The sequence below is a fragment of the Caulobacter sp. GSs2 genome (assembly GCF_058680895.1).
On the sequence record NZ_CM178725.1, the window covers coordinates 2,828,335 to 2,852,236 of the forward strand.

Annotated in this window: 17 protein-coding genes; 7 read left to right on the top strand and 10 right to left on the bottom strand. The window is 63.1% G+C overall.

All coding sequences use genetic code 11. The annotated features are described in order from the left end of the window. Positions 1-39 precede the first annotated feature (39 nt). From ACW17Z_RS13805 to ACW17Z_RS13815, 3 genes are all read right to left on the bottom strand, one after another. Positions 40-378 carry a hypothetical protein gene (locus ACW17Z_RS13805; protein ID WP_492056411.1) on the bottom strand — a complete coding sequence of 113 codons (339 nt, stop codon included), beginning with the start codon at positions 376-378 and terminating at the stop codon, positions 40-42. A 5-nt stretch (positions 379-383) separates the two neighbouring features. After that, positions 384-1,583 carry a class I SAM-dependent methyltransferase gene (locus ACW17Z_RS13810; RefSeq protein ID WP_419318844.1) on the bottom strand — a complete coding sequence of 400 codons (1,200 nt, stop codon included), beginning with the start codon at positions 1,581-1,583 and terminating at the stop codon, positions 384-386. Positions 1,584-1,760: 177 nt separating this feature from the next. Next, positions 1,761-3,422 carry an alkaline phosphatase family protein gene (locus tag ACW17Z_RS13815; protein WP_492056413.1) on the bottom strand — a complete coding sequence of 554 codons (1,662 nt, stop codon included), beginning with the start codon at positions 3,420-3,422 and terminating at the stop codon, positions 1,761-1,763. A 27-nt stretch (positions 3,423-3,449) separates the two neighbouring features. On the opposite strand from ACW17Z_RS13815, the gene ACW17Z_RS13820 reads away from it, so the two are divergent. The 6 genes from ACW17Z_RS13820 to ACW17Z_RS13845 all read left to right on the top strand — a co-directional run bounded on the left by ACW17Z_RS13820 (position 3,450) and on the right by ACW17Z_RS13845 (position 10,906). Then, the gene (locus ACW17Z_RS13820) at positions 3,450-3,620 is read left to right on the top strand and encodes a hypothetical protein (RefSeq protein WP_492056414.1); all 171 of its coding nucleotides are present in this window, start codon (positions 3,450-3,452) and stop codon (positions 3,618-3,620) included. A gap of 284 nt (positions 3,621-3,904) precedes the next feature. Further along, on the top strand, positions 3,905-6,691 hold the full coding sequence (locus ACW17Z_RS13825) for a TonB-dependent receptor (RefSeq protein ID WP_492056415.1): 2,787 nt from the start codon (positions 3,905-3,907) through the stop codon (positions 6,689-6,691). Between the two features lie 74 nt (positions 6,692-6,765). Continuing rightward, a complete protein-coding gene (locus tag ACW17Z_RS13830; RefSeq protein WP_492056416.1) occupies positions 6,766-7,404 on the top strand; it encodes a sulfotransferase family 2 domain-containing protein in 639 nt (212 codons plus the stop codon). Next, positions 7,401-8,030, top strand: coding sequence for an aspartyl/asparaginyl beta-hydroxylase domain-containing protein (locus ACW17Z_RS13835; RefSeq protein ID WP_492056417.1), 630 nt, complete (start codon positions 7,401-7,403; stop codon positions 8,028-8,030). The genes ACW17Z_RS13830 and ACW17Z_RS13835 overlap by 4 nt, the downstream gene beginning before the upstream one ends. Before the next feature lie 8 nt (positions 8,031-8,038). Then, positions 8,039-9,958: a tetratricopeptide repeat-containing sulfotransferase family protein gene (locus tag ACW17Z_RS13840; RefSeq protein WP_492056418.1), complete on the top strand. Its 1,920-nt coding sequence runs from the start codon at positions 8,039-8,041 to the stop codon at positions 9,956-9,958. A gap of 210 nt (positions 9,959-10,168) precedes the next feature. Further along, a complete protein-coding gene (locus ACW17Z_RS13845; protein ID WP_492056419.1) occupies positions 10,169-10,906 on the top strand; it encodes an aspartyl/asparaginyl beta-hydroxylase domain-containing protein in 738 nt (245 codons plus the stop codon). Positions 10,907-10,976: 70 nt separating this feature from the next. On the opposite strand, the gene ACW17Z_RS13850 is transcribed toward ACW17Z_RS13845, so the two are convergent. Continuing rightward, complete coding sequence (locus tag ACW17Z_RS13850) at positions 10,977-11,558, bottom strand: HD domain-containing protein (protein WP_492056420.1); 582 nt, start codon at positions 11,556-11,558, stop codon at positions 10,977-10,979. A 382-nt stretch (positions 11,559-11,940) separates the two neighbouring features. On the opposite strand from ACW17Z_RS13850, the gene ACW17Z_RS13855 reads away from it, so the two are divergent. Beyond that, a complete protein-coding gene (locus ACW17Z_RS13855) occupies positions 11,941-12,660 on the top strand; it encodes a UTRA domain-containing protein (protein WP_419318835.1) in 720 nt (239 codons plus the stop codon). 639 nt (positions 12,661-13,299) lie between these two features. On the opposite strand, the gene ACW17Z_RS13860 is transcribed toward ACW17Z_RS13855, so the two are convergent. The 6 genes from ACW17Z_RS13860 to ACW17Z_RS13885 form a co-directional block, all read right to left on the bottom strand. Then, positions 13,300-16,299 (bottom strand): type III restriction-modification system endonuclease, encoded by a 3,000-nt coding sequence (locus ACW17Z_RS13860; RefSeq protein WP_492056421.1) that lies wholly within the window; start codon positions 16,297-16,299, stop codon positions 13,300-13,302. Next, positions 16,296-18,206, bottom strand: coding sequence for a site-specific DNA-methyltransferase (locus ACW17Z_RS13865; protein WP_492056422.1), 1,911 nt, complete (start codon positions 18,204-18,206; stop codon positions 16,296-16,298). The genes ACW17Z_RS13860 and ACW17Z_RS13865 overlap by 4 nt, the downstream gene beginning before the upstream one ends. A gap of 26 nt (positions 18,207-18,232) precedes the next feature. After that, positions 18,233-19,000 (bottom strand): DUF4391 domain-containing protein, encoded by a 768-nt coding sequence (locus tag ACW17Z_RS13870; protein ID WP_492056423.1) that lies wholly within the window; start codon positions 18,998-19,000, stop codon positions 18,233-18,235. After that, positions 18,997-21,897 carry a helicase-related protein gene (locus ACW17Z_RS13875; protein WP_492056424.1) on the bottom strand — a complete coding sequence of 967 codons (2,901 nt, stop codon included), beginning with the start codon at positions 21,895-21,897 and terminating at the stop codon, positions 18,997-18,999. Before ACW17Z_RS13875 ends, ACW17Z_RS13870 begins: the two co-directional genes overlap by 4 nt. Before the next feature lie 409 nt (positions 21,898-22,306). Further along, positions 22,307-22,903, bottom strand: coding sequence for a hypothetical protein (locus tag ACW17Z_RS13880; protein ID WP_492056425.1), 597 nt, complete (start codon positions 22,901-22,903; stop codon positions 22,307-22,309). Further along, the gene (locus ACW17Z_RS13885; protein ID WP_492056426.1) at positions 22,903-23,769 is read right to left on the bottom strand and encodes a DUF4747 family protein; all 867 of its coding nucleotides are present in this window, start codon (positions 23,767-23,769) and stop codon (positions 22,903-22,905) included. Before ACW17Z_RS13885 ends, ACW17Z_RS13880 begins: the two co-directional genes overlap by 1 nt. Between the last annotated feature and the right edge of the window lie 133 nt (positions 23,770-23,902).

A 23,902-nucleotide genomic window follows, 5' to 3' on the forward strand; every position in this document is an offset into this window, starting at 1 on the left:
GAACGGGGGGCGTCGGCGAAAGCCGGCGCCCCTTTTTCGTCAGAGGCTGGCGACGCCGCCGATCCAGGTCGCGCGAACCCTCAGATCATCGTCCAGCAGCACCAGATCGGCGGCCTGGCCCACGGCGATGCGGCCGCACTCGTCCTGCAGGCCCAGGAAGGCCGCTGGCGCCGCCACTTGGGGCCCCAACGGCTCGCGATACTGCCGCCACCGCCCGATCGAGCGGTCGTTCAGCGGCTCGCTGACCTGGGCGTAGGACGGTGTTGGCGCACAGCGGCGGTTCTCGTGGAAGCGAAGGCAGGCCGGTTCGACCTGGCCCCGATTGCGAAGGTCGCGCGCCTGGGCGATGAGGGGACGGGGCAGGGCGATGGCGGACATAGGGGTCAGGCGGATCGCTGGAACACGTGCAGGGTTCCCCTGACGGGCGCCGTGCCCTCGTGGCGCAGGGCGATGGCTTCCTGATCCAGCAGCGCAAAGTCTGGGCCCGCCGCCCGGGCGACATAGGCGTCTGCGTGAGAGAAGCGTCCCGAGCTCAGCAATGTCCAGCCTTCCGCCCCCGCCTCGGTGCTCAGGGTGAAGAAGCCGCCCGGGCGCAGCGCCTTTGCGGCGGCCCGGAACAGGTCCGACAGGTCGCCGAAATAGATCACCATGTCGGCCGCGAAAATCAGGTCGAAGGCGGCCGGGTGCTGGTCGAGGAACGCGACGGCCTCAGCCTGGAGCAGCACGTCATAACCGCCGCGCGCCCTTGCCCTGTCCAGCATGCCGCCGGAGAGATCAACGCCGGTCAGGCGACCGCCAAAGCGCGCGAGGGCGGGGCCCGACAGTCCTGTGCCGCAGCCCAGGTCGAGGATCTCGGCGAACTGGCCAGCATGATCTTCGATCAACTGCGCCATCCGCTCGGGCGCGCGATAGTTCAGCAGATCGACCAGCTGGTGGTCGAAATTGTCGGCGAAGCTGTCGAAATGCGCCTCGACATAGGCGGGCGGCGCACGATCGACCGCCGCCCCGCTGACCGCCTGCAGCAGATAGGCCTGGATCTGATCGTCCGGGCTTCGGGCCATCCGCCAGGCGCCGACCGCCGCCGCTGCGGGGGCATGTCCAAAGACGCCGAGGATCGCAAAGGCCTCTCGGGCGATGACCTCGATGTCCTCGGCCTCATCGCCGGCCAGGGCGGGATAGCGGGCCAGGGCGTCGTCCACAGAGCCCTGGATCATGCTGGCGAAGGTGCGGGCTCGGGCATGGGTCAGGCGGGCGTTGGTCGCCAGAGGTTCCAGGGCGGCCGCGCGTTCGAAGGCTTCCGCGCACCCGGCGAAATCACCGGTCATGTAGAGGCCCTGGGCCAGACAGGCGTGCCAGATCGCCGGCGCGTCGGGCGTCGCGGCCGCCTGACGAAGAGGCATGACGGCGTCACTGAAATCCCGCGTCGCCATATGTGAAAGGCCAAGGCCCAGCATCGCCTCGCCCAGCGTCGGATCGATCGACAGCGCGCGACTGAAAGCCTCGCGCGCCTGGGGGTGCAGGCCCTGGTTGCTGGCGATGACGGCCTGCTGCAGCCAGTCCTCGGCGCTGATCTCGTCGGTCACGCAAGCCTCTGCATTGGGCGGTGTCTGCCTCAGGCGTCCTGGCCCGCGCGGGTCGCGAACCTGGGGAATCCTAGAGGTCTCCGTTTCCAAAGCAAATCGCAAGGATCGGCGAAGACCCGGACGATCTCGGGGTCTCGAGATACCGTTCTACGCGGAGATGCCGCCTCAAACGCCTCCCTACTGCGGCGTCAGCAGGTTTGGATCGATGAACTGGCGAGGAATGCCTGGGCCCTCGAAGTACGCGCCCAGCCAGGCGCCGCCGCCGCCATTGAACCATTCCACCCTGATCGCATGCTTGCCAGGCTGCAGGTCGATATTGCCGTTCGCCGTAACCACGCCGTGGTCGCCATCGTTGTCGACCACCTGTTTGCCGTCGATGTAGAGCTTGCTGCCGTCGTCGGAGGCGAGGGCGAAACTGTAGGCGCCGGCGGCCGCGATGTGGAGGTAGCCTTCGAAGACCACGGCCACGCTGTCGCCTCGCGGGAGCGTCAGGCCGTCGATGGTCAGTTCATGGGATGTGCCGGCGGTTGCAGGCTCGAGCCGGGAGAAATCGGGCAGCCGCACCGGCGTTTCCGGCAGCAGATAGACCTTGTAGTTCACGCCGCGCGCCTCTGGGCCTTTCAGGTCGAGGATGCGGAAGTAGCCCGTGGCGGGAACGCTGGCGGCCTGGCCGGAAACGAACAGCGTGGCCCGCACGATCGTGTTGCGGGCGATCTCGACCGGGCCCGTGTAAAGCGGGGACCCGACCGTGGGGATCGAACTGTCCAGCGTGTAGCGGACCTGTCCAGTGGCGTTGGGGTTGCGGATGGTCATCTTCGCCGGTCGGTTGATGAACAGCCCGCCTGCAGGCGCATTCCCGTCGCTGGCCGGTTCGATCACCGGCGAGGCGTAGAAACTGCTGGAGCGATAGGCTTGTTCGGGCGCCTTTTCGCCCTTCAGGATCGGCGTCACGGCGCGCCCTAGCCAGGCGAAGGGGATCTTGGCGCCCAGCAGCCAGGCGACGGTGGCGGTGGTGTCGAACGTGTTGATGGGCAAATCAAGCTGGCCCGGGTTGATGTCCTTGCCATAGGCAATCCAGGGAATTTCAAGTTCAGCCAGACTTTCGCCGCCGTGCCCCTTGCCCACGCCGCCATGGTCGGAGGTGACCAGGATCACCGTCTCGTCCGCGATGCCGGCCTCCACCGTGGCCTGGCGGATCTTGTCGATCAGCTTGTCGGCCTTGGCCACGGCCTCGTAAAAGAGCGGCGTGCCATGGCCATGGGCATGTCCGGCATGATCGACATGATCCAAATGCACAAACAGGAACTCGGGCTGCTTGGTCTTGATGTAGTTGACCGCCAGCGCCGTGGTTTCGTCCTCATCCTTGCCGTGGACGTCATAGTCCACGAACCGGTGGTCATAGAGGTTGCCGAACCCGTCCCAGTGATAGATCGAGCCTAGTTCCCATTCCGGCTTCTGATCTGTGAGCACCTGGAAGATGGATGGGAAGAAGCCCCCCGAACCGGTCACCGAAGCGGGGAAGTTGAACTCGCCCACTTGCCAGTCGTTGCTCGTCACCCCGTGCTGCTCGGGTCCGGCGCCACCGATGATGGACGCCCAGTTGGCGCCGCTCGTGGTGGGCAGCACGCCGCGGGCATGCATGCTCCAGCTGCCGCGCTTCATCATGTCGTGCAGGGTGGGTGTATCGGCCTTCATCACGCCGTCGGGGCTCAGGGCGTCCACGCCGATGATGATCACATGGCCTGCCTTCCGGGCCTCGCCGGCATAGGCGCCGGCCGCGCCTGCCATGCCGGCCAGGAGCGCAACGAGAAGCGGGATCACCCGGATCGGATTCTTCATGACGTACTCCAGGACTCTGGGCTGTGGATGGGAGGTTCAGTCAGCGCGAAAAGAGGCTCGGCGGCGGCGTCGATCACCGCGCCGGCTCCGGCGCTGCTGCCCGTCGCCGCCACCGGCCACGATGGTCTGAGTGTCTGCGGCAGGGCCTTCAGGGCCGACCTGTCCATTGAACTCATGTTCGGATCGTCCAACGACTGAAGATTGGTATAGACCAAATATCACGTGAAGTTGGCAGTTTTGCGACTGTCATCCGTTGGTCAAATGCGCGGCGACGTCAGGGTGTTCAGGGGCGTCAACACGCCGGGCGAACGGGTCTCTGGAGCGCTCACGGTTCTCTGGAGTCACCCCGGCAGGGCTCAAATCGAACTGACGCCCGGCGCGGAACGGACAAATTGCGCCGTGCGGGGCGGCGCTGTCACGCGGGTGTCGTCGCTCGCTGCTTTAGTCTGACTGGTTCATACCAGTTGGGGCGAAGGACACTCATGTTTAAGCGATATCCTGTTCGGGCTACCCGCCCGCATCTCAAGAGCTTTTTGCTGGCTACCGTTGCGGTGCTGGCTGCTGGCGCGCATTCATCGGCCGCGCTCGCGCAGCAGGCTTCTGGCGATCTGGTCGACGAAGTTGTCGTCACCGGCTACCGGAAGTCGCTCAGCGACGCCCGCGCCATCAAGAGGGATTCGGTCATCCAGAAGGACGTGATCGTCGCCGAGGACATGGCGAAGTTCCCGGAGCTCAACCTGGCTGAATCGCTGCAGCGCCTGCCGGGCGTGCAGATCACCCGGGAAGCGGGCGAAGGCCGGCGGATCTCGCTGCGGGGCCTGGGGCCAGATTTCGCCCGCGTGCAACTCAATGGCATGGAAGTGCTGGGCAACGTCGACTCCGCCCAGGACAGCCGCGGCCAGCGTTCGCGCGACCGCGCCTTCGACTTCAACATTTTCGCCTCGGAACTGTTCTCCCGCGTGGAGGTCGAAAAGACCTTCCAGGCGGCCCAGAACGAGGGCGGCATGGCCGGCACGGTCGGCCTGTTCACCGGCAAGCCGTTTGACTACGCATCGGGGTCAAAGGGCGCAGTGTCGCTCAAGCTCGGAACCAACGAATACACCGAGGATGCCCAGCCGCGCATCGCGGCCCTCTTCAGCCAGAACTGGGACAACAAGTTCGGCGTCGCCTTCTCGGTCGCCTACAGCAAGCGCCAAACGACCGAGCAGGGCCACAACACCTACAACTATTCGCGCCCCAGCGCGGGAACCCTTCAGGGCCTGGTTAACAAAGGCCTTAACATTTCCAAGCTGAGCACGGCGCAGCAGGCCAAGTTCCTGTCGGGCGATCTCTATTTTGCTGACGGCAACCGCATCTCCTCGTGGAATTCCAAGCAGGAGCGCCTGGGCCTGACAGGCGCTGTGCAGTGGCGTCCGATGGACAACCTGCTGCTGACGCTTGATGTGCTGCACGGCGAGTACACCACGCATCGCGACGAACTGCACCTCGCCACGCGGCCGCTCGCATCGACCGGGTCGGTCGCGTTCGACACCGTCGCCAGCACGGTCTGGCCGAGCGCCTTCCAGAAGGCGTCCGTCATCAACAACCTGGCCTGGGACAACAGCAACTATGTGACCCTGACCGATGTCACGGGCACCACCTTCGGCAGCGAGCACCGCCGTTCGCTGAACGAAAACAACTTCGACCAGGTGGCGCTGACCGGCAAGTGGGACCTCACGGATCGCCTCACGATCGACGGACATGTCGGGTACGAGAAGTCGACCTATGAGACGCCCTATGACGACAAGCTCTATATGCGCGCCAAGGGCAATCTGATCGCCAACTATGGCAGCGATGGCCGGTCGGCGACGTTCGAGTATCCGGGCTGGGATCGAACCAACCCCGCCAACTACGCGATGGACTCGTTCTACTATCGCGGCTTCAACAATCAGTCGGAACTGCAGGAAGGCGTGCTGGACGCCCAGTACGTGCTGAACGAGGTTTGGACCCTGCGGGCCGGCGTGGCCTACCACAAGTTCACGCAAGGCGGCCGGGACCTGTTCTATGACGACAACGTCAATGGAACCCGGACCAAGATGCGCGGCACGGCCGTTGCCGACGTCACCTCGGTGTTCACCAACGAGTTCGGCTCGTGGCTGGTCGGCGACTACGCCAAGGCCTTTGCGAAGTACAACGAGTACCACCGCTTCGGTCCCAACAAGGACGGTACGGGCGGCGCGCTCCAGGACATCGAGAACGTCTACGAGACCTCGGAAAAGACCGTCTCCGAGTATGTGCAGGCGGACTGGGACACCGACCTCTTCGGCAAGCGCTTCCGCGGCAACATCGGCCTGCGCGGCTATCAGACCGACACCCACAGCACCGGCTGGATCCAGGGCGACAGCTACGCCTATCTGGGCACGACGGACGTCGAAGGCAGCTACTCAGGCGTGCTGCCGGCCATGAACTCGGTGCTGGAACTGACGCCGGACGTGCTGGTGCGCTTCTCGGCCACGCAGAACCTCAACCGTCCAGGCCTGGGTTCGATGGCGGCCAAGGGCAGTGCGTTCCAGAATTCGGATAGCGGCGACATCTCGGCGTCGCGCGGCAATCCAAACCTTGAGCCCTACAAGGACAACACGCTGGACTTCGCGGCGGAGTACTATTTCGGCGTGGACGGCCTGCTCTCGGCCAGCGTGTTCCAGAAGAGCATCAAGAACTTCATTGGCTCGAAAACCCTCGAGAACGTCCCGTTCAGCCAGACTGGCGTCCCGTTCACCACGATCCCGGGCGCCACGGCCAACACGATCGTCAAAGAGTTCTCGATGCCGGTCAACATCGCCGGCACCAAGAAGCTGACCGGTGTGGAACTGGCCGCGCAGGGCCAATTCTCGTTCCTGCCGGCGCCGTTCGACAAGCTGGGTGCGGTGGCCAACTACACCTATGTGGACGCTGACGAGGCGCTCACCGGCATCTCGAACACCAGCTACAACGCCACGCTCTACTACGAGACCGCGCGCTGGGGTGTCCGTGGGTCCATGAGCCACCGCAATCGCTGGTTCTCCGGGAACAGCGACAGCGTCATGAGCGCCAGCACGCGCGGCTTCGAAGGGTCGACCTATGTGGACGCCTCGGCCTTCCTGAACGTCACCGATCAACTGCAGCTCACGCTGAACGGGATCAACCTGACGAACCAGGAGGACACGCAGTTCTGGGGTCAGAACCAGTACCTCTACAACCAGAACCAGAGCGGCTCGACCTATATGGTTGGGCTTAGCTACAAGTTCTAAGGCCACCGCTTGTTGTAGACTTTGCGCCCCGCCTTCCTGAGAGGCGGGGCGCTTCTTCTGGGTGTCCCTGAAACATGATTGTTTCCCACAGCCATCGCTTCATCTTCGCCGCAGTGCCCAAGACCGGGACCCATGCCGTGCGACAGGCCCTGCGCGAGCACCTGAGCGACGGTGACCTCGAGCAGGTCGGGCTGTTCGTCGACAAGCGCTTCCCTTGGGCGGATCTGGCGGCGATCCGGCATGGCCACCTGTCTCTGCAGCAGGTGCGCCCCTATCTCGGCGATGAGGCCTTCAGCGGCTATTTCAAGTTCGCCTTCGTGCGCAATCCGTTCGATCGCTTCGTCTCGTACTGCGCCTTCATGCTGCGGGGCGGTGACGTCTTTGAGCAGCAACCGCAGGCGGTCATGCGCCACTTTCTTTTCGAGAAGCCGCCGGAACACCACATCCTGTTCCAGCCACAGGCCTCGCTCCTGGTGGGCGGGGACGGCAAGACCCTGATGGCCGACCACATCGGCCACGTCGAGGATATGCAGGGGTCGTATGATGCGATCTGCGCACGCATCGGCATTCCCTCCCGCCCTCTGGACCGCGTCAACGGCAGCCGTCACGGTGACTATCGTCACTATTACGACCAGGACCTGATCGACGGCGTAGCCGCCCGCTACGCCCAGGATCTGGACCTGTTCGGCTACAGCTTCGAAGACATGCGATGAACGCGACCCCTTTTGCGCCTGCCGCCAACCCGCGCAAGACCACCGGCGTCCGCAAGCTCGGGCTGGTCGACATCGCCGCGCTGCAGGCGGCCGTTCTGGCGATTCCCGAGGACGTCTGGGCCGCAGAGAACGCCAGCAAGCCCAACAGGTTTGAGGTGCTGGACGCGACCTCCCACATCGTTTTCCGGTTTATCGACAGTCCCCGTGACTGGCGCAGCTCGCACGATCGCGCCGCCTGGCCCGAATGGCGCGGATTGCTGGAGCCGGTGCTGGCTCAGGCCGTCGGCGACTATGGCTATGGGCGCGGGGTGTTTCCGCGGGTGATGTTGGCGAGGATGCGGCCGGGCGGGGTGATCCACCCCCATATCGACGCCAACCCCGCCGCGAAGTGGCCGCACAAGATCCATGTGCCGCTGTCGACCAATCCCCAGGTGGTGTCCTTCTTCGGCGGAGCCGAACACCTTTTCCCACCGGGCGAGGCGGTGGAGGTCAACAATCTGGGTCCGCACTGGGTGCGCAACGACGGCGAGACCGACCGCGTCCATCTGATCTTCGAGTACTACGACGCCGACCAGCCGGATCCCAGCTGGCTGGAGCCGTTTCTGCTGGCCGGCGCCGCGCGGTGACGCCCTCCGTGAGCGCCAGCCCCGGGTCTCGGGATCGCGACGCCCTGTTGCAGGAGGCCAAGGATCTGCGGTCGGGCCAGCGCATCGCGGAAGCCCTGGCCAGCCTTGCGCGGCTGCAGGAGCTGCATCCCGGATTCAGCCGCCTGTATCAGGAGCGTGGCCACTGCCAGGTCATGCTTGGCGATGCGCCGGCCGCCATCGACGCGCTGCGGGAGGCTGTGCGCCTCAACCCGACCCTGCCGGCGAGCTGGGACATGCTGGAACAGCTCTACCGCATGGTGGGCGATACGGCCCAGGCGGCCACGGCCGCGCAGCATCTGGCGATGCTCAGACAGCTCCCGCCGGCGGTGGTGGCGGCCAGCAGCCTGTTCGCCGATGGCGACCTGTCCTCGGCCGAGGAGGTCATTCGCGATTATCTGGACACGGACGGTGAAAACGTCGGCGCCCTTCGCCTGCTGGCGCGTCTCTGCAAGGCGCGCGCGGCGCCTGGCGAGGCCGAGGCGTTGCTGAAGTCGGTGCTTGATCGCGCCCCGGACTATCACGCAGCGCGCCTCGACTACGCCATGGTGCTCTTGCAGCAGCAAAAACCCCTGCAGGCGCGGCGGGAGGCTGAGCACCTGCTCGAACACGACCCTGACAATCGCGAGTATCTCAAGCAGTACGGCGCGGCCTGCATCGCCCTGGGCGACCATGAGCCGCTGATCGATCTCTATGAACGACTGCTGGACAGCCAGGCCCTGTTGGGGGCGGAAGTCGCTGATCTGCGCCTTTGGCGGGCGAACGCCCTGAAGGTCACGGGCCGGCAACAGGACGCCATTGCGGACTATCGCGCCGCCCTTGCTGCGCGGCCAGACTACGGCGTGGTCTGGTTCAGCCTGGCCAACCTCAAGACCTACCGCTTCACCGACGATGACATCGCGCGCATGCGCGCGGCGCAATCCCGGCCTGGCGTCCAGGACATGGATCGGGTCTATCTCAGTTTCGCGCTGGGCAAGGCGCTGGAGGACCGGGCGGACTACGCATCCTCCTGGCAGTATTACGAGCGCGGCAATGCGATCCGCGCTGTCTCCAGCCGATATCGCCCCGAGGTCGCGGAGTCCTGCGTCCTGCGACTGAAACAGGTCTTCACCGCCGAAGTCTTTGCCGCGCGCGCTGACTGGGGTCTGGCCGATCCGGCGCCGATCTTTATCGTGGGCTTGCCGCGGTCGGGGTCAACCTTGATCGAGCAGATCCTGGCCTCCCATTCCCAGGTGGAAGGCACGCAGGAGCTCACAGAAATCGACCGGTATGCAGGCGAGATCTGCGGCCGCGATCCTGATTGCGGCTTGCCGCTGGATCCCGAGGCCCTGCTGCGCCTGACCCCGCAGGACGCCCGGGCGCTCGGCGAGCGCTTTCTGGCCGAAACCCGCACCTATCGCAGGCTGGGGAAGGCCTTCTTCATCGACAAGATGCCCAACAATTTCTGGCACATCGGCCTGATCCATCTCATCCTGCCGCGCTCGACGATCATCGATGTGCGCCGCGAGCCCATGGCGTGCGGCTTCAGCAACTTCAAGCAACTGTTCGGGACCACCAATCAGGAATTCACCTACGGCATGGATCATCTCGCCCGACACTATCGCGCCTATCTTGAGCTCATGAGGCACTGGGGCGAGGTGCTGCCGGGGCGGGTGCTGAGGGTGGCCTACGAGGATGTGGTCGAGGGCCTTGAAGACAGCGTGCAGCGAATGCTGGAGGGTTGCAGGCTGCCCTTTGAGCCGGCCTGCCTGACTTTCCACGAGACCCAGCGCAGCGTGCGCACGCCCAGCTCAGAGCAGGTGCGCCAGCCCATCGGCCGTGACGGCCTCGCGCAATGGCGGCCGTATGAACACTGGCTGGCGCCTTTGCGGGACGGGCTGGGTGACGCGCTCGCCGGCTACAGGGCCTGACCCATGCGGCTTTCACGCCCCTTCTTCCACCTCCCCTTGCTCTTCGATGTCGGGCGTTTGCAGGCTGAGGTCGCGGCTTTGCCCGACGAGGCCTGGACGTCGCACCCGGACCGCTTGCCCGGCAACAGTGCGGCGCGGTTGATCAGCGCGGGCGGGGCTGAGACGGACTCTGTCCATGGGCAGATGCTGCCAACGCGCTGGCTTGAGACCATGCCCTATACAACCCAGGCCCTGGCGGCCTTTGGCGTGGTCTGGAGTCGCTCGCGGCTGATGCGCCTGGCCCCGGGCGCAGGCGTGCCCGAGCACGCCGACATCAACTACCACTGGCATACGCGGGTGCGGCTGCACATTCCGGTCTTCACCCGGCCGGAGGTCGCCTTTCACTGCGACGGGCAATCGGTGCACATGGCCGCTGGCGAAGCCTGGATCTTCGACAACTGGCGCCCGCACCATGTCGAAAACAGGTCCGGCGCCGAGCGCATCCACCTGGTCGCGGATACCAGCGGCACAGCGGCGTTCTGGCAGTTCGTCCGTGGACAGGCGCCGCCCCGCGCCCAATGGCGGACGGTCGCCTGGGATCCCGGGATGCGGCCCCAGTTGCTTACCGAGGGTGACCAGCGCACGCCGGTGATGCCTGCCGCCGAAGTGCAGCTGCTGGTCGACGATCTGCGCGCGGAGCTGGCCCTCGCCACCGACACCGCCGAAGCCAGGGGCCGGGCTGCGCGGTTCAGCAGGCTGCTGGAGGACTTTGTGTCCGACTGGCGCCAGCTCTGCGCCTTGCACGGCGCCGGAGGACGGGGGCGATCAGACTTCCTGCGCCTGGCTCGCGCCGTGCACGAGGCCGTCAGGCCGCTCGCCGCGGGTCTGGTCATGCGCACCAACAACGCCAGCGCGCTGCTGGTGCTCGAGAAGCGCGTGCTGCAGCATCTGGTCGCAGACGAGGCCTAGGCCGCTGCGCGCAGGCACAGCCCGCAGCACACGAAAAACGGCTTGTCGCGGCCCGGGCGGGGCTTTGCGATCAGACTGAAACTTCGTCCAGGCGGTCGATCTGATCTCGAAGCTGGTCGTGATAGGTCTCGAAACCGGCCACCTCGGCGTCCGGGGCCTTGCCCGCTTCGTCATAGCCGCGCAGTCGCAGGGCGGCTTGCGCCGCCGGCTCGGCCAGGAACGCCTCGATCTCGGCCTTGCTCATTGGGCCGCCCTGCAGAGCCAGACTTTGCAGGGACGCCTTGCTGAGACGCTTGAAATAGGCGGGATCCACGGCCACCCGGTAGCGCTTGGCCGCCACGTGAAGTCGGATCGGCTCTGTCACCGCCGGGCCGAACGCCCGCGCCAGATAGCCGGCGCTGATGTGCTCGTGGCGCGTATCGACGCCAAGGTCGGCGGCGTTCTCGCCGGCCTTCTGCATCAGGTGGCCTATGTCGTGCAGCAGGGCGGCGACGATCATCGCGGGCGGCGCGTTGTCGATCTTGGCGTGATGCGCCGTCTGCAGCGCGTGCTCCAGCTGGCTGACGTCTTCCCCATAACGCAGGTCGCCCAGTCGGGCGAAGAGATCGGCGAGTTCGGCCACGAAAGCATCGGCCGCAGGACGAGTCGTCATCATGTATCCGTGGTGTTGACAGGATCGGAATGGAGCGAGCGCGCTTACCGGAGCCACCGTCCGATGCCGGGGTCGGCGCGGCTTGCCCGTTCCGTTTCCAGAAGGGTGACTAGGCGCTGGGCGGACAAGGGGCCGCCCGCCGCGCTCGGGGTTGGTTTGTCCCCGTGGCGGTTGCCGCGCGCGCGAAGATGGGTGGTCATGGCTCCGCCTCCAGGTGGCTAAATTGGTATATACCAAAATCAGCCTAATCTTGGCAAAGCTTTCGTGAAACCTCGACCAGGGCGAGAATGCGCGGCAGGGGTTTGATCCCGTTTCTTGACCTTGACGGAGCGGGCTCCCATCCTTGGGGCTGGCGGGATTCGACCGCTGACAGGTCTTTCCGATGCATCAGTCCGACACCCTCCATTATCTTGGAGTCCGCGACGGCATCGCCGTGCGGATCGTCAGTGGCGAACTGAAGGCTGGCGAACGGCTGCCGTCGGAGCGCCAGTTGCAGGTCGGCGGCGGCGTGGCGCGCGGCACTGTTCGCGAGGCCCTGTTTCAGCTTGAGGCCGAGGGGCTGATCTATCGAAAGGACCGCAGCGGCTGGTATGTTTCCCCGCCCCCGGTGGTCTACGACCCGACCCGCTGGGAGGGCTTCATGTCCTATGTCGAGGCGCAGGGCCGGCGGCCGGCGACCGAGACGCTCAGCAAGGTCGAGATCGCCTGCGACGGCATGCTGGCCCAGATCTTTTCACGCCCGGTGGGCGCGCCGATGTACTGGATTCGCCGCCGGCGCTCGATCGATGACCGGGCCGTTCTGATTGAGAGCATCGTCGTCGACGCCTCCCTGGCGCCGGGTCTTGTGGAGCACGATCTCGACGGCTCGCTGACCAGCGTTCTGAAATCGGTCTATGGCATCGGCGTCGCGCGCAACAAGGTCGACATGCGGCCCTGCGCCCTGACGCTGGGTGAGGCCGAAGCCCTGCGGGTCAAGTCGGGCCTGCCTGGGCTCAGCGTGGAGCGCACCTGCTACAATGCCCAGGGCCGCGTGGTCGAATTCGACCGCGAGCACTGGCGACATGACGCCCTCAAGATCAGCGTCGACATCCGCGTGCGTTGACCTTGTCTCACCCTCGCCGGGCCCATGCGGACGCTTTCCCTGCGCGCCCCGCGCGGGCGTCGAAACGTCTTTGGTTTGGTCTAGACCATCTGTGGCGTGGGCCTCCCCAGGTTCCGGCCCCCACCCGGGCCGGAACCAACCGATCCGCCAGCCTTGACCCAGGGATCTCTACCGCGCGCCATTGCGGTCAAGGAAATCGCGCTGGCGCCTCCAAGCGTTTCCGCGAGAACCTAACCGCAATTTTTTCAGGCCTTCAGGCGCCGGCCACCAGCCTTCGCACGCAACCGCAATCGCCCAATCGACGTAGTGGGCTAGTGTGTGGGGCGGGGCGGCGAAAAGTTCAGGCAATTCACAGGGTAGTGGCGGAGAGGGTGGACATTCAACTTTCAAAAGTTCTTTAACTTTACAAAGTGTTATCGGATTTTTGAAAGGGTTCTGTCCCACAAATCGATCCGCAAACGACGAAAATGTGAGCAATTCTCATGAAAAATCGAGGGTAGCTTCTCGAATGTGAGTTTTACCGAATGTGCCGGTTTCAGTGCGCGTTAAACTGATGATTCTGGTGAAAGTGAACCGATAGACCAGAGTTCAGCGACCTTCCGGCCTTTCCAAATTCCGGACCTTTCGCCGTCAACTTTACTACTCGACAGCCGTGAGCTTCATCAAATCGTCCACGCCACCCGCCTGCATGAACCGTGGCTCACCGGGGGTGACCGCGATGGCTTCGAAGTGTTTGCCACCGCAGCGCACCTTGCCGGCCTCTAGGTGATGCAGGTCGTCGATGAGGTTGGTCGGCTTGGTCTCGACAACGAAGTAGAGTCGCTCACCGTCGTCGGTGCAGACCAGGACCGCCCAGTCGGGATTGTAGGAGCCCAGCGGCGTCGGGATCTTGAACCAAGCGGGTAGCTTGGCGAACACCTTCACCGCTTCGTTTGCGTTGAGCGCCTCGGCGAATGCCCCTTCGCTCGGCGTATCGAAGCGGATGTGGGTCGTGGGCGCCTTTGTCGCGGCGACCATTTTGTTGAGATAGCCCTGCAGCTCATCGGCCTCAAACAGCGCCTGAGCGTAATAGTGATCTTCACCCAGCTTCTGGTAGCGCACGCCGTCAACCAGGGCCGCGACCTTGGCCGCGTTGATCAGCTTTGCGGCCAGGTCGATGAAGGCAGCAGGGTTCTGGCGCAGATCGTCCAGCCGCTCGCTCTCGACCAACACCTTGGCCAGCGTGCGGCGCGTCAGCTGGGTACGGTTCTGAAGCTCGCCCAGCACGTCGGGAACATGACCATTGCCGCTCGCGAGGTGCTGAAAGCCCGAGACGCGCTCGTGGACGCCAGTGACGCCGCCATCGGTAATCTCCAGCTCAGCCGTGCGCCAACGGGCCTGGGCGCGGGTGATGGCCGGCATGTCCCGCAAGCGGCCGATAGCGTCGGTGATCAGTGCCTCGTTGTCGAACGCCAAGCGATAGGTGGTCTTGGTCTTGATCCGATCCCACAACGCCTTGAAGTCCTCTCCCAGAAAGACCTCGCGATTCAGAGCGATGGGTTGGCGCTCGTCGGCGTCGCGCACGTCCAGCTTGCCCGCCAACTTGGTCAAGAGGGCTTTGGCCGCCGTTTCGATCGGCGCGAACTCCGGGGGCAGAGCCAAGGTGGCGTCCTTGAGCGCGCGGCGCAGGGCGTCCTGCACTTTACCCTTGGCGTCGATGAAGTTCTGATCCCGTAGCCAGGCGACGAGCGCCGCCGACTGCGCCGCGCCCAGGGGGGTAATCTGGCCGTCCTCGTCTTGGAAGGCCAGAGCGGCGAACGTGTCGTTCGCCACCGTGCCGAACTTGATCCCCAGGTCTTCCTCGATCTGCCTTTGCAGACCTTCGGCGAACTGCGCGTAGCTCTCGCCCGCTATCACCGTCAGCACGTTCAAGCCTTCGTCGCGGCGTCGGTCTCCGTGCTTGTCCACGCATAGGCGCAGGCCTCGCCCCACTGTCTGCCGGCGTTCGGTTTCGCTGCCCATCTCACGCAGGGCGCAGATTTGGAAGACGTTGGGATTGTCCCAGCCCTCGCGTAGCGCCGAGTGGGAAAAGATGAAGCGGAGCGGCTCGGCCTCGTCCAGCAACTTTTCCTTGTCCCGCATGATAAGGTTGAAGCCGCGCTCGGCGTCGTCGCGGCTCGTGGCATTCTTGAGTTCGCCAGCGGCGTTCAATTCGGGCTCGGTGACGCGCCCCTTTCTGTCTTTGGAGAAATAGCCGTCGTGGGCGGAAGCCGGATCGACGGCCACACCGCCAAACAGCGTCTTGAAATCAGGATGGGCCGCCAGTTTGCGATACTCTTGCTCGAAAATCTCGCCATAGGGGCCAAGGCCGAAGGTCCCGTCGTCGTTGTAGAGGCGATACCGATCGACCCGGTCGATGAAGAATAGGCTCAGCACCTTGATCCCCATCGGGCGCAGCACCTTTTCGCGGTTGAAGTGCTCGCGAATGGTCCGCTCGATCATGCGCCGCGCGATCGCCAGCGGGGCGATGCCACCGAAGACTTCCCCCTCCTGTAGATAGCGCACGTCACCGGGGACGTTCAGTTGCAGCAGCGCTCCGTCGGCAGTCTTTTCGATCGTACCGACCGACACGTCCCGATAGACGTCGCGGCCGCTGACCTCGGCCAGATCGTCGCCATCCTGGACGGTCTTGATCTGGCGCAGCACCTGGCCGGCGCCCTGGATGTCGATCTCGACCCGCGCCGTCGGAGCCTTGCCCTTGGCGGTCTTGACCTCGATCAGGCGGACATAGGGGCTGTTATAGGCGTCGACGATTTCCAGGCCCGCGACGTCGATCCGCTTGACCAGGCGCTGCTCATAGGCGTCCACCGCGTCCAGGCGATAGACCATGTGGTGCTTGTGAATGTGGGTCGCCGAATAGCGCAGACGGCACAGGGCGTTCATCTCGCGCAGCGCCTTGGCGCCAGCACCCTTGATCCCGCCCTCCACGGACTGCGGCTCGTCGATGATGATCACCGGCCGGGTGGCCTTGACCAAGTCCACCGGGCGCTCGCCGCCGGTCTTTTCATGCGGTGTGTAGAAGACGTTCTGGTCCAGCTTGTTCAGCGAACCGATGGTGGCGACCATCACCTTGATGGTGGATGAGGTGGCGAAATCGCGGACTTGGCCCAGCTTGGCGCTGTCATAGACAAACCAGTCCATCGGTTGGCCGGCATAGAGCGCCCTAAAGTGGTCGCGCGTCATCTCCAGCGTCTTGGCCACGCCCTCGCGGATGGCCACCGACGGCACGACGATCAGAAACTTGGTGAAGCCATAGCGCCGGTTCAGCTCGAAGATGGTTTTCAGATAGACGTAGGTCTTGCCGGTCCCGGTCTCCATCTCAACCGTCAGGTCCATGTCGGACAGAAGTTCAGCTGGCGCCAGGGCGTTACGAACCTGAACCTCGCGCAGATTGGACAGGACCTCGTCGCCCAGCAGGGTGCAGCGGTTGCCGACGCCGAGACCATCGTCGTCCAGGCCAAGCTCGGGTTGGGCCGCGTCGGCTGAAACGCGGCTGACCGTGAACTCGGTGCGATTGATGTCCTGGCCCTTGAACAGGTCGCAGACCGCGTTTACCGCCGCCCACTGATAGTCCAGGTCGGCTTCGAACTTCAGCTTCATACGCTGCGCACCTTCAGCAGGTGGTCGCCCAAGCGCTGCTCCAGAATGGCTGCGACATTGGTCTTGGCGGTGTCATTCTCGAAGCCGGAATCCTTGAAAAAGATCGTGGTCGGTGCAGCGGGCGTCAGGGCCAGCAGCCATTGCGCCATGCCGTCAGCCAAGGCCTCGGCGTCGGCGGCCGCCACATCGGCCAGGCACACGGCCAGGACGCCGCCGCCGAAAGCGTGAACCACCCGATCGGCGATGGTCTTCGTCACGACCGGCTCGCACAGGTCGATGCCCTGCTTGAGCAACAGTTCGACCAGCAGGTCGTCCTCGCTGCGGCCAGGTGCCAGATTGTCGGCGGCCGACAACAGATCGGTCTGCAAATCTTCGCCCGGTTGCCAGGTTTTCAGGTTCGAGGTCGCCAGCTTGTAGACGCGGAAGCCACCGTCGATTTCGGTGTCCGGATTGTCGGCCTGCACCTTGGTCGCCGCGCGTCGCAGGCGCTCCTTTGTCAACTCGGCGATCGTGCGAGGTTTACCAAGGGAGTCGCAGAAATCCGCAGCGGTCTTCTGGTCGTTGTTCTCTGGATTGAGCGCTTCCGGTAGCTGCACCACGATATAGCGCCGTCTTCCTCCGTCAGCCGCATTCTGAGACATGACGGCATGGCCGGTAGTGCCAGAGCCAGCGAAGAAATCGAGGACTAGATCATCTTTCTGCGAAGTCTGGACGATTAACTCTCGAAGCAAACCCACCGGCTTAGGAAAATCAAAAACGCGCTCTCCAAATAGCTCGGAGATATCTGCTGTCCCGTGGCGGGTGAAGTAATCCGAGCCAAAAATACTGGAGAAGCCCGTAAATTCACCGCCGATATCCGCCAGAAATGCCTTACGTCTCGGTCGCCCGTTAGGATCGCCTGGCCAAATGATTGCTCCTTCCGCGATCAAACGCGCCATCGTATTGCGATCATACCGCCAACCCAAAGGAGGACGGCCGTAGTTATGCCCAGTAGCGGGATCGATTAAGTCATAGTGAAGATTGGGGCGACGATCCGGCGTCGCCAGGCCAACCATGTTTGCACTAGCCCAGGGGCCTCGGGGATCATTGTCAGCATTGGTGTAACTGCCTTCCTTACGCTCTGATCCACGAAAGGATTTCCCATAACAAATCGCGTATTCATGATCGACCGAAACCCCAGTAACCGTTCGATTGTCCTTATTCTGACGACTCTTCCAGACCAGTGAGGCGATAAAGTTTTCTTCACCCATGACTGAGTCAAGCAACATGCGAATGTGAGGCGATTCAACGTCGTTCACACTCACCACCAAAACGCCATCTTCTGACATCAACTGGCGCGCCAACATTAGTCTTGGCATCATCATATTCAGCCAGTCAGTATGATACCGACCGCTGCTTTCCGCGTTTGACGTATTTCGCGCGCCATCTGGATCCACCTGACCGGTTCGACGCAAATAATTACTTAAGTTATCAGAATAGTCATCCGGGTATACGAAATCATTACCTGTGTTGTATGGCGGATCAATGTAGATTAGCTTCACCTTCCGCGCGTAGCTTCTTTGGAGAAGCTTCAGAACCTCAAGATTGTCGCCCTCGATCATCATGTTGCGGGTCGCGCCCCACTCGACGCTGTCCTCGGGCGCGGGTCGCAGGGTTCCCAGCGACGGGGTCAGGGCTAAGCGGCGAGCCTGACGCTTGCCCGACCAGTTGAGGCCGTACTTTTCGTCGCCATCATCGACCGCGTCGCCCAGCAGCTGGCGCAACACGTCGAAGTCGATCACCCCCTCGGCAAACGCGTCGGGAAACAAGGCCCTCAGCACCTCGATATTATCGGCCACGATGTCGGCACTCTGAGCCGCCGGATCGGCGGCGGTGACGGGCGAAACGGCGGGAGTGTTGACGGGCAAGGGAGCGCAGCCTTCGGAACAGACGATCAGGTGAGGGTCTTGACCAGGTCCGCAAGCCGACCCTCGGCGCTCGCGACCTCACGGGCCAGGTCCAGACGACGGGCCAGACGTTTTTCCGCCGACGCCGCCGCCTTCAGTCGGGCCACTTCGCGCGCCTGGGCGGTGTGGTCCGCCAGCGCGGTCTGTCGCGCTCTAGCCTCATCGCCATCCAGAGGCAATCGAAAGGCCCCGGTGATGCGTGCGGCGGCGAAGGCCTCGATCCGCTCTTCCCACCCCGTGTGCAGCGACCATAGGTCGTGGGCGGGAACCGCCGCAAGCGCCAAGCTGTGCAGAAAGGCCTTCTCAACCGGATCGCCACCCCCGTCTACGACCGGACTTGTCGTCAGTCGCTCCAGGACGGCGCGTCCCAATTCTCGTTCGTGCCGCCGCTTCAGCCCGACCGACAGGCTCGCGCTCGCCGCGTCGCCAGCGATCATCATCAGCGGCTGAGCCAGGGCGCGGTGAATCACCTCGATCAAGCGGTCCGCTCGACTCGGCTCGCGAAGAACGGCGACCAACACGACCAGCTGGCCATAGTCGCGGACAGCGTCGCTATGGGCCGCCACGCCGATGCCCGACGGCTTCAAGGTAGCGCGCCAGGTCAGGCGTTCCAGTCCCTGATCGACCAGCCGGCGATCTGTAGACCCCAAGCCGCCCCGCTCGATCAGCAAGGCCTTAGCGATCCGCTGATCGACCCGCGCCTCCTCCGGCAAGGTCAGGGCGTCATAGATCAGGTCGTGAACGTCCCGCGTCATCGGACAGCGTCGGCCTCCGGCTGCGGAAGGATCGCGAACCAGCCCACGACCTCCCAGTCGTCCAGGCCGGCATGCTCGGCGGGGTCGGCGACCTCGCCCGCCGTGAACAGGCTTTCGACGGCGCGCTCCCGCGCCTTGCCCGAAACCGCCGTTATGGCGGCGGCCAAGGTCCGTCGCCACGCGCCCATGTCGCGACCGCCCTTGGTGAGCGCGTCCAGCCGCGACCAAGCCTCGGCGTCGGGAGTCTTGCCCCGCTCGCCCAGCAGCCGGGTCCGATCCAGGATCTTCTTGGCCTGGCCTTGGGTCAGCATGATCGCGCCGTCCAGGCCGACATGGATCAAGGCGTGCGGGCGCAGCGGATCGTTCGGCGGCAGGGCCGACAACGCCGCCGGGGTTTCGGCCCGCAGGCAGAAGATGGCGCCTGCCGGGATGTCGACCTCGGCCCACACCGCCGCGTGCGCGGTCAGTGGGGTCCTGGCTAGGGCTTCGCGTTGTTCGGGTCGCAAGGCCGCCAGGTCGGCGCGCAGATCGTTGAGGGTCAGATCGGCGATCGACACGCCCGAGGATAGGTCCTCGAGATCGACCACCGTCTCCTGCATCGCCTCCATCTGCCGGCGGCGATAGTCGAGATCGTTCATCACGTCGCCCGACTGGGCCTCGATAATGTTTTCCTCGCCGGTGGCCGAAACGTCCAGCAGCACCATGCGGCCCGACACCTTCTTCTCCAGGCCGATATAGGCGTCGAGGTCCATGTTGGGCCAATAGTTGACCAACTGGATGGTGGCGTTGATCGACCCCAGGCGATCGATCCGGCCGAACCGCTGAACGATACGAACGGGATTCCAGTGAATGTCGTAATTCACCAGGCAGTCGCAGTCCTGGAGGTTCTGGCCCTCGCTGATCACGTCGGTGGCGATCAGCAAATCTATCTCGCCTTCCGCTGACAGATCGGTCGGGCGGCCCTTCGAGCGCGGCGAAAAGGCGGTCAGGATCGTGGCGAGGTCGGTTTTCAGCCCCTTCACGTTGGTCCGATTGGCACCGGTTCCCGCAACCAGCGCCGCGTTCAGGCCCAAAGTCCCCGAGAGTTGATCGTACAGATATCGCGCCGTGTCGGCGAAGGCGGTGAAGACGATCACCTTGCGATTGCCGGGATTGAACGGCTCGGCGACCTTGTCGGCGATGAAGCCCCGCAGGTCGGTCAGCTTGGCGTCGTTGTCGGGCGTCACCGCGCGCCCCTGGTCCAGCAGGCGATCGAGGATAGCGCGATCATCCATTAGGTCCTGGCGCCAGCGCACTCGGTCGGCGTCCGCCAGCAGAACGCGGACGCTTCGGCCAACCGACAGGCTCTCGAACAGTGGATCGTCCAGCCCGAGATCTTCGATCCCCAGCTCCTCAATGCTCTCCTCGTGAGCATCGAGGCGCGTGATCAGAGAATCGACGGCGGCCAGCTGACGCTCGACCGTGAGGGCGAAGCTGACGACCGAGCTTTCCATGCGCTTGAGCATGTTGACGCGCATCAGGTGGACCAGGCTCTCTTCGCGGTCCAGCTGGCTGAACACGCCGCGACCGCCCCTGACCTCCTGCGTATAGGCCCGCTCATAGGCCTCCCGCTTCGAGGGCAAGACGTAGCGAAGGGGCGCATAGGAGGCGAGCGTCAGTCGGCGGATCGCGGTGTTGACCTCCGCGATCGGCGGGAAGGTTCCCGAGCTGTCCACGGCCGGTTTGCGGTTGATCGGCTTGCGCCGCTCTGGAAAGGCGCCGGTCTCGTCCACCCCATAGTATCGCTCGACGTGCTTTCGGCTGCGCGCGATGGTCAGCAAATCCAGCAGACGGAAATAGTCGAATCCCAGCATGTCGAGCAGACGCTCGGACGTGCGGCGCTCTTCCGGGAGTTCAAGCCAGCGGTTGAACTGACCTTGGGCGACACGGATGGTCGCGTCGATCGAGGTAACGCCATGGTCCCGCAAGGCGGCGTCGTTGCCCTCAGTAGCGAAGGCGATCTGGTTGCGAAGATCAGCCAGGCGATTGTTCACCGGCGTGGCCGACAGCATCAACACGCGGGTCTTCACGCCGCTTTTGAAGACCTGGTTCATCAGGCGGTCGTACCGACTGTCCCGGTCGCTGTGCGCCGCGCGATTCCTGAAATTATGGGACTCGTCGATCACGACCAAGTCGTAGTTGCCCCAGTTGATGTGAGCCAGATCGATGTCGCCGGAAAAGCCGCCGTCGCGCGACAGGTCGGTGTGGTTCAGGACGTCATAGTTTAGGCGATCCGCCGCCAGGACGTTCCGGCGATCGTTCATCCGCCAGAGCGTCCAGTTGTCCCTGAGCCGTTTGGGGCACAGGACCAGCACGCGATCGTTCCGCAGCTCATGATACTTGATGACCGCGAGGGCCTCGAACGTCTTCCCCAAGCCCACGCTGTCGGCCAGAATGCAACCGCCGAAGCGCTGGAGCTTGTCGATGGCCCCGACGACGCCGTCGCGTTGGAAACGATAGAGCTTGTTCCAGATGACGGTGTCGCGAATGCCCGTCGCCGATTTGACGATACGCTCTTCATCCAGCGCCTCGCCATTTTCCGAGAATAAAGCTTCGAGTAAACGAAGATGGATCTCGGAGGCGGCGCGCCGTTGCCCTATTGCACCGAGCTTGCCGACCAAGTCGCCGACGACAGGGCGCGGGTTCAATGAGAGCGCCCGCCACTGGTCGTCAAACCATCCCCTTAGTGGGAGAGCTTCTTCCCCTTCAGCGAAGTGGATCAAGCTGAAAGGATCGCCCGGCGCCAGCCCAAGGCCTTCAGATGTTGGCGCGCATCCACCCAGCAGCCCTATTGAAGCATCGTCACCATCCAGAACAATCGCCGACTGGGGTAAGCGCGCTGCCGTGTGTTTAATCAAAGCAGATCCAAGCCACTCGGCAAGGTCGTTTGCAGTCGCGCGTACGCTGAGAGCATTGCGGCGAATCCGATCTGCGGCCCCTCCGACTAGATCGCCTTCAATCACGTCTGGCGTTGGGGTTATTAGCCTCAGATCCTGAACACCGCCGAGGACAGATCGTAGGGCGTCCAGTCCGAAAATGCTCACCGAGGCTGCTGCAAGCCGAACAACGCGATTACTTCCGCTATCGCGAATGGCCTCGATTACCCGGTCTCGACCTTTGTTCGTTACAAGCCTCATGACTCTCGATTCAACAGGTTGTCGTGTTGGCGCAACAGCCGGCTGGATGCACCGACGAATCTGGCTGGCACTTCATGCAAGTCACCGACCGTACTCCCTCCGTTCTCCACGCGGACGAGATTTTCTACGCCTAACTATCGCTCGTTGGGCCGGTTTGATTCTGCGGAGGTGTCGCAGCTTTTCCGCTCATGATTGCAAGTCTATATGCGGCTATGGCAGCGCCGACCAATAAGACTATCGCGTACACTGTCAGCCAATATCCAAACGCGCCTGCGGTCGTTGTCATATAGCGTTGCGCTTCTGACTTGGTATTGCTGTCTATATTTAGCAGTCCAACCAGGTCCACCAGCAATGTAGATTTTTGCGACAATGCAAATATAATCGCAGCGGTTTGGATGAGTATAAAGTGTAAGAAGGTTGCGTTTATAACTCTCAAAAGCGTCGGCCCGCCGTGCTTAGGCTGGGCGCTTAACGCGCCCAAAAGCCTCTCATTTGCCAAGCTAAAAATCAGCGCGTATGCGCCCAGGCTGAAACCAAGAAGATTTGGAAGCAACGATAGGGGAAGCTCTACCCAGTCAGGCTTGAGCCAGGCACTATATGAAGCGCCCGAAATCAGAACGGAGAGGTGAAGTAGCGGCGATGCAAAGAAGTCCTTCCAGCCGCCATAGTCTTTCCAGTACCGGCCAACCGATACGAAAAGCCCACGATAGCTGGGTGGAATATGCATCATTCTCCAGCTTCCATTGAGTTGCGGAGCCGTTCGAAAGCATGCACTTCACTTTCGACTTCCTCATTATATGTCGTCTGATCGAGGCGAGGGCTGTCTATTGTGGAAATTCGCTGGTGGGCTTTCCCTTCGGTTCCGGTCGCTTCGATCGCTCCGTTGCGAAGCGCCGTATTTCCAAGCTTACGCAATGACGGCGTCTCGACCAGCGAGCCGCCGGAGGGTGCAGTGTATGTTACCGATATTTGTTGTGCATGGACCGCAGCGAGGTGAGCATCGACTTGACCTTCAATGTCGTCGCTCCAAATGTCCGGGTTGGGGCGGTCCACAATGAATGTGATGCGCTTAAGTCGGGTCATTCCAAATATACGGTCGAGCGAAGATTTGTCTTGCAAAATACTAATCTTCACGGCCCCAAATTTGGTCGTGATGTCAAGATTGTCGCTCAGCTTGCGAAATAATGTATAGGCGCTCTTGGGAACAAGGTACTTTCCAGCATTGTAATGTTCAAATGTCAGAACGTGGTTGTTGACATTCACAGCAAAACGAAAAGCTGCCGAGTTCGGATGAACGTTTGCTGGTATATTGATCTCTTTCAGGAGATCTGGTGACACATCATCGAGGCGGGTTTGGTCAAACCATCGTCCATTCATATCTATTTTTGTAAAAGTCGTGATGACGCCGCGAATAATTCCAGTCTCGAGATTTCGTCGATCCAAAGCGGTTATCATCCCATGGCGATCGCCACGGATGTGAACAGGTTCCCTGAGAGCATAAATCGCCTGCAGGAATTGATCGTACAACTCGGGTGAGTGCGGATGTATCCGAACGTTAAGGCCGCCCACCGACAGTTTCAAATTTCGCGGCATGCCTGTCCCCCCAGTTTTTCACGGCCAAGTTAGGCATAGGGCACCAGCAGCACAAGCCTGGGTCGCATAGGCCTCATCCTGCAAGCAATCCGGCGAAACCTCCAGGCAGGCCTCCCCAAGGTCAGCTAGGAGT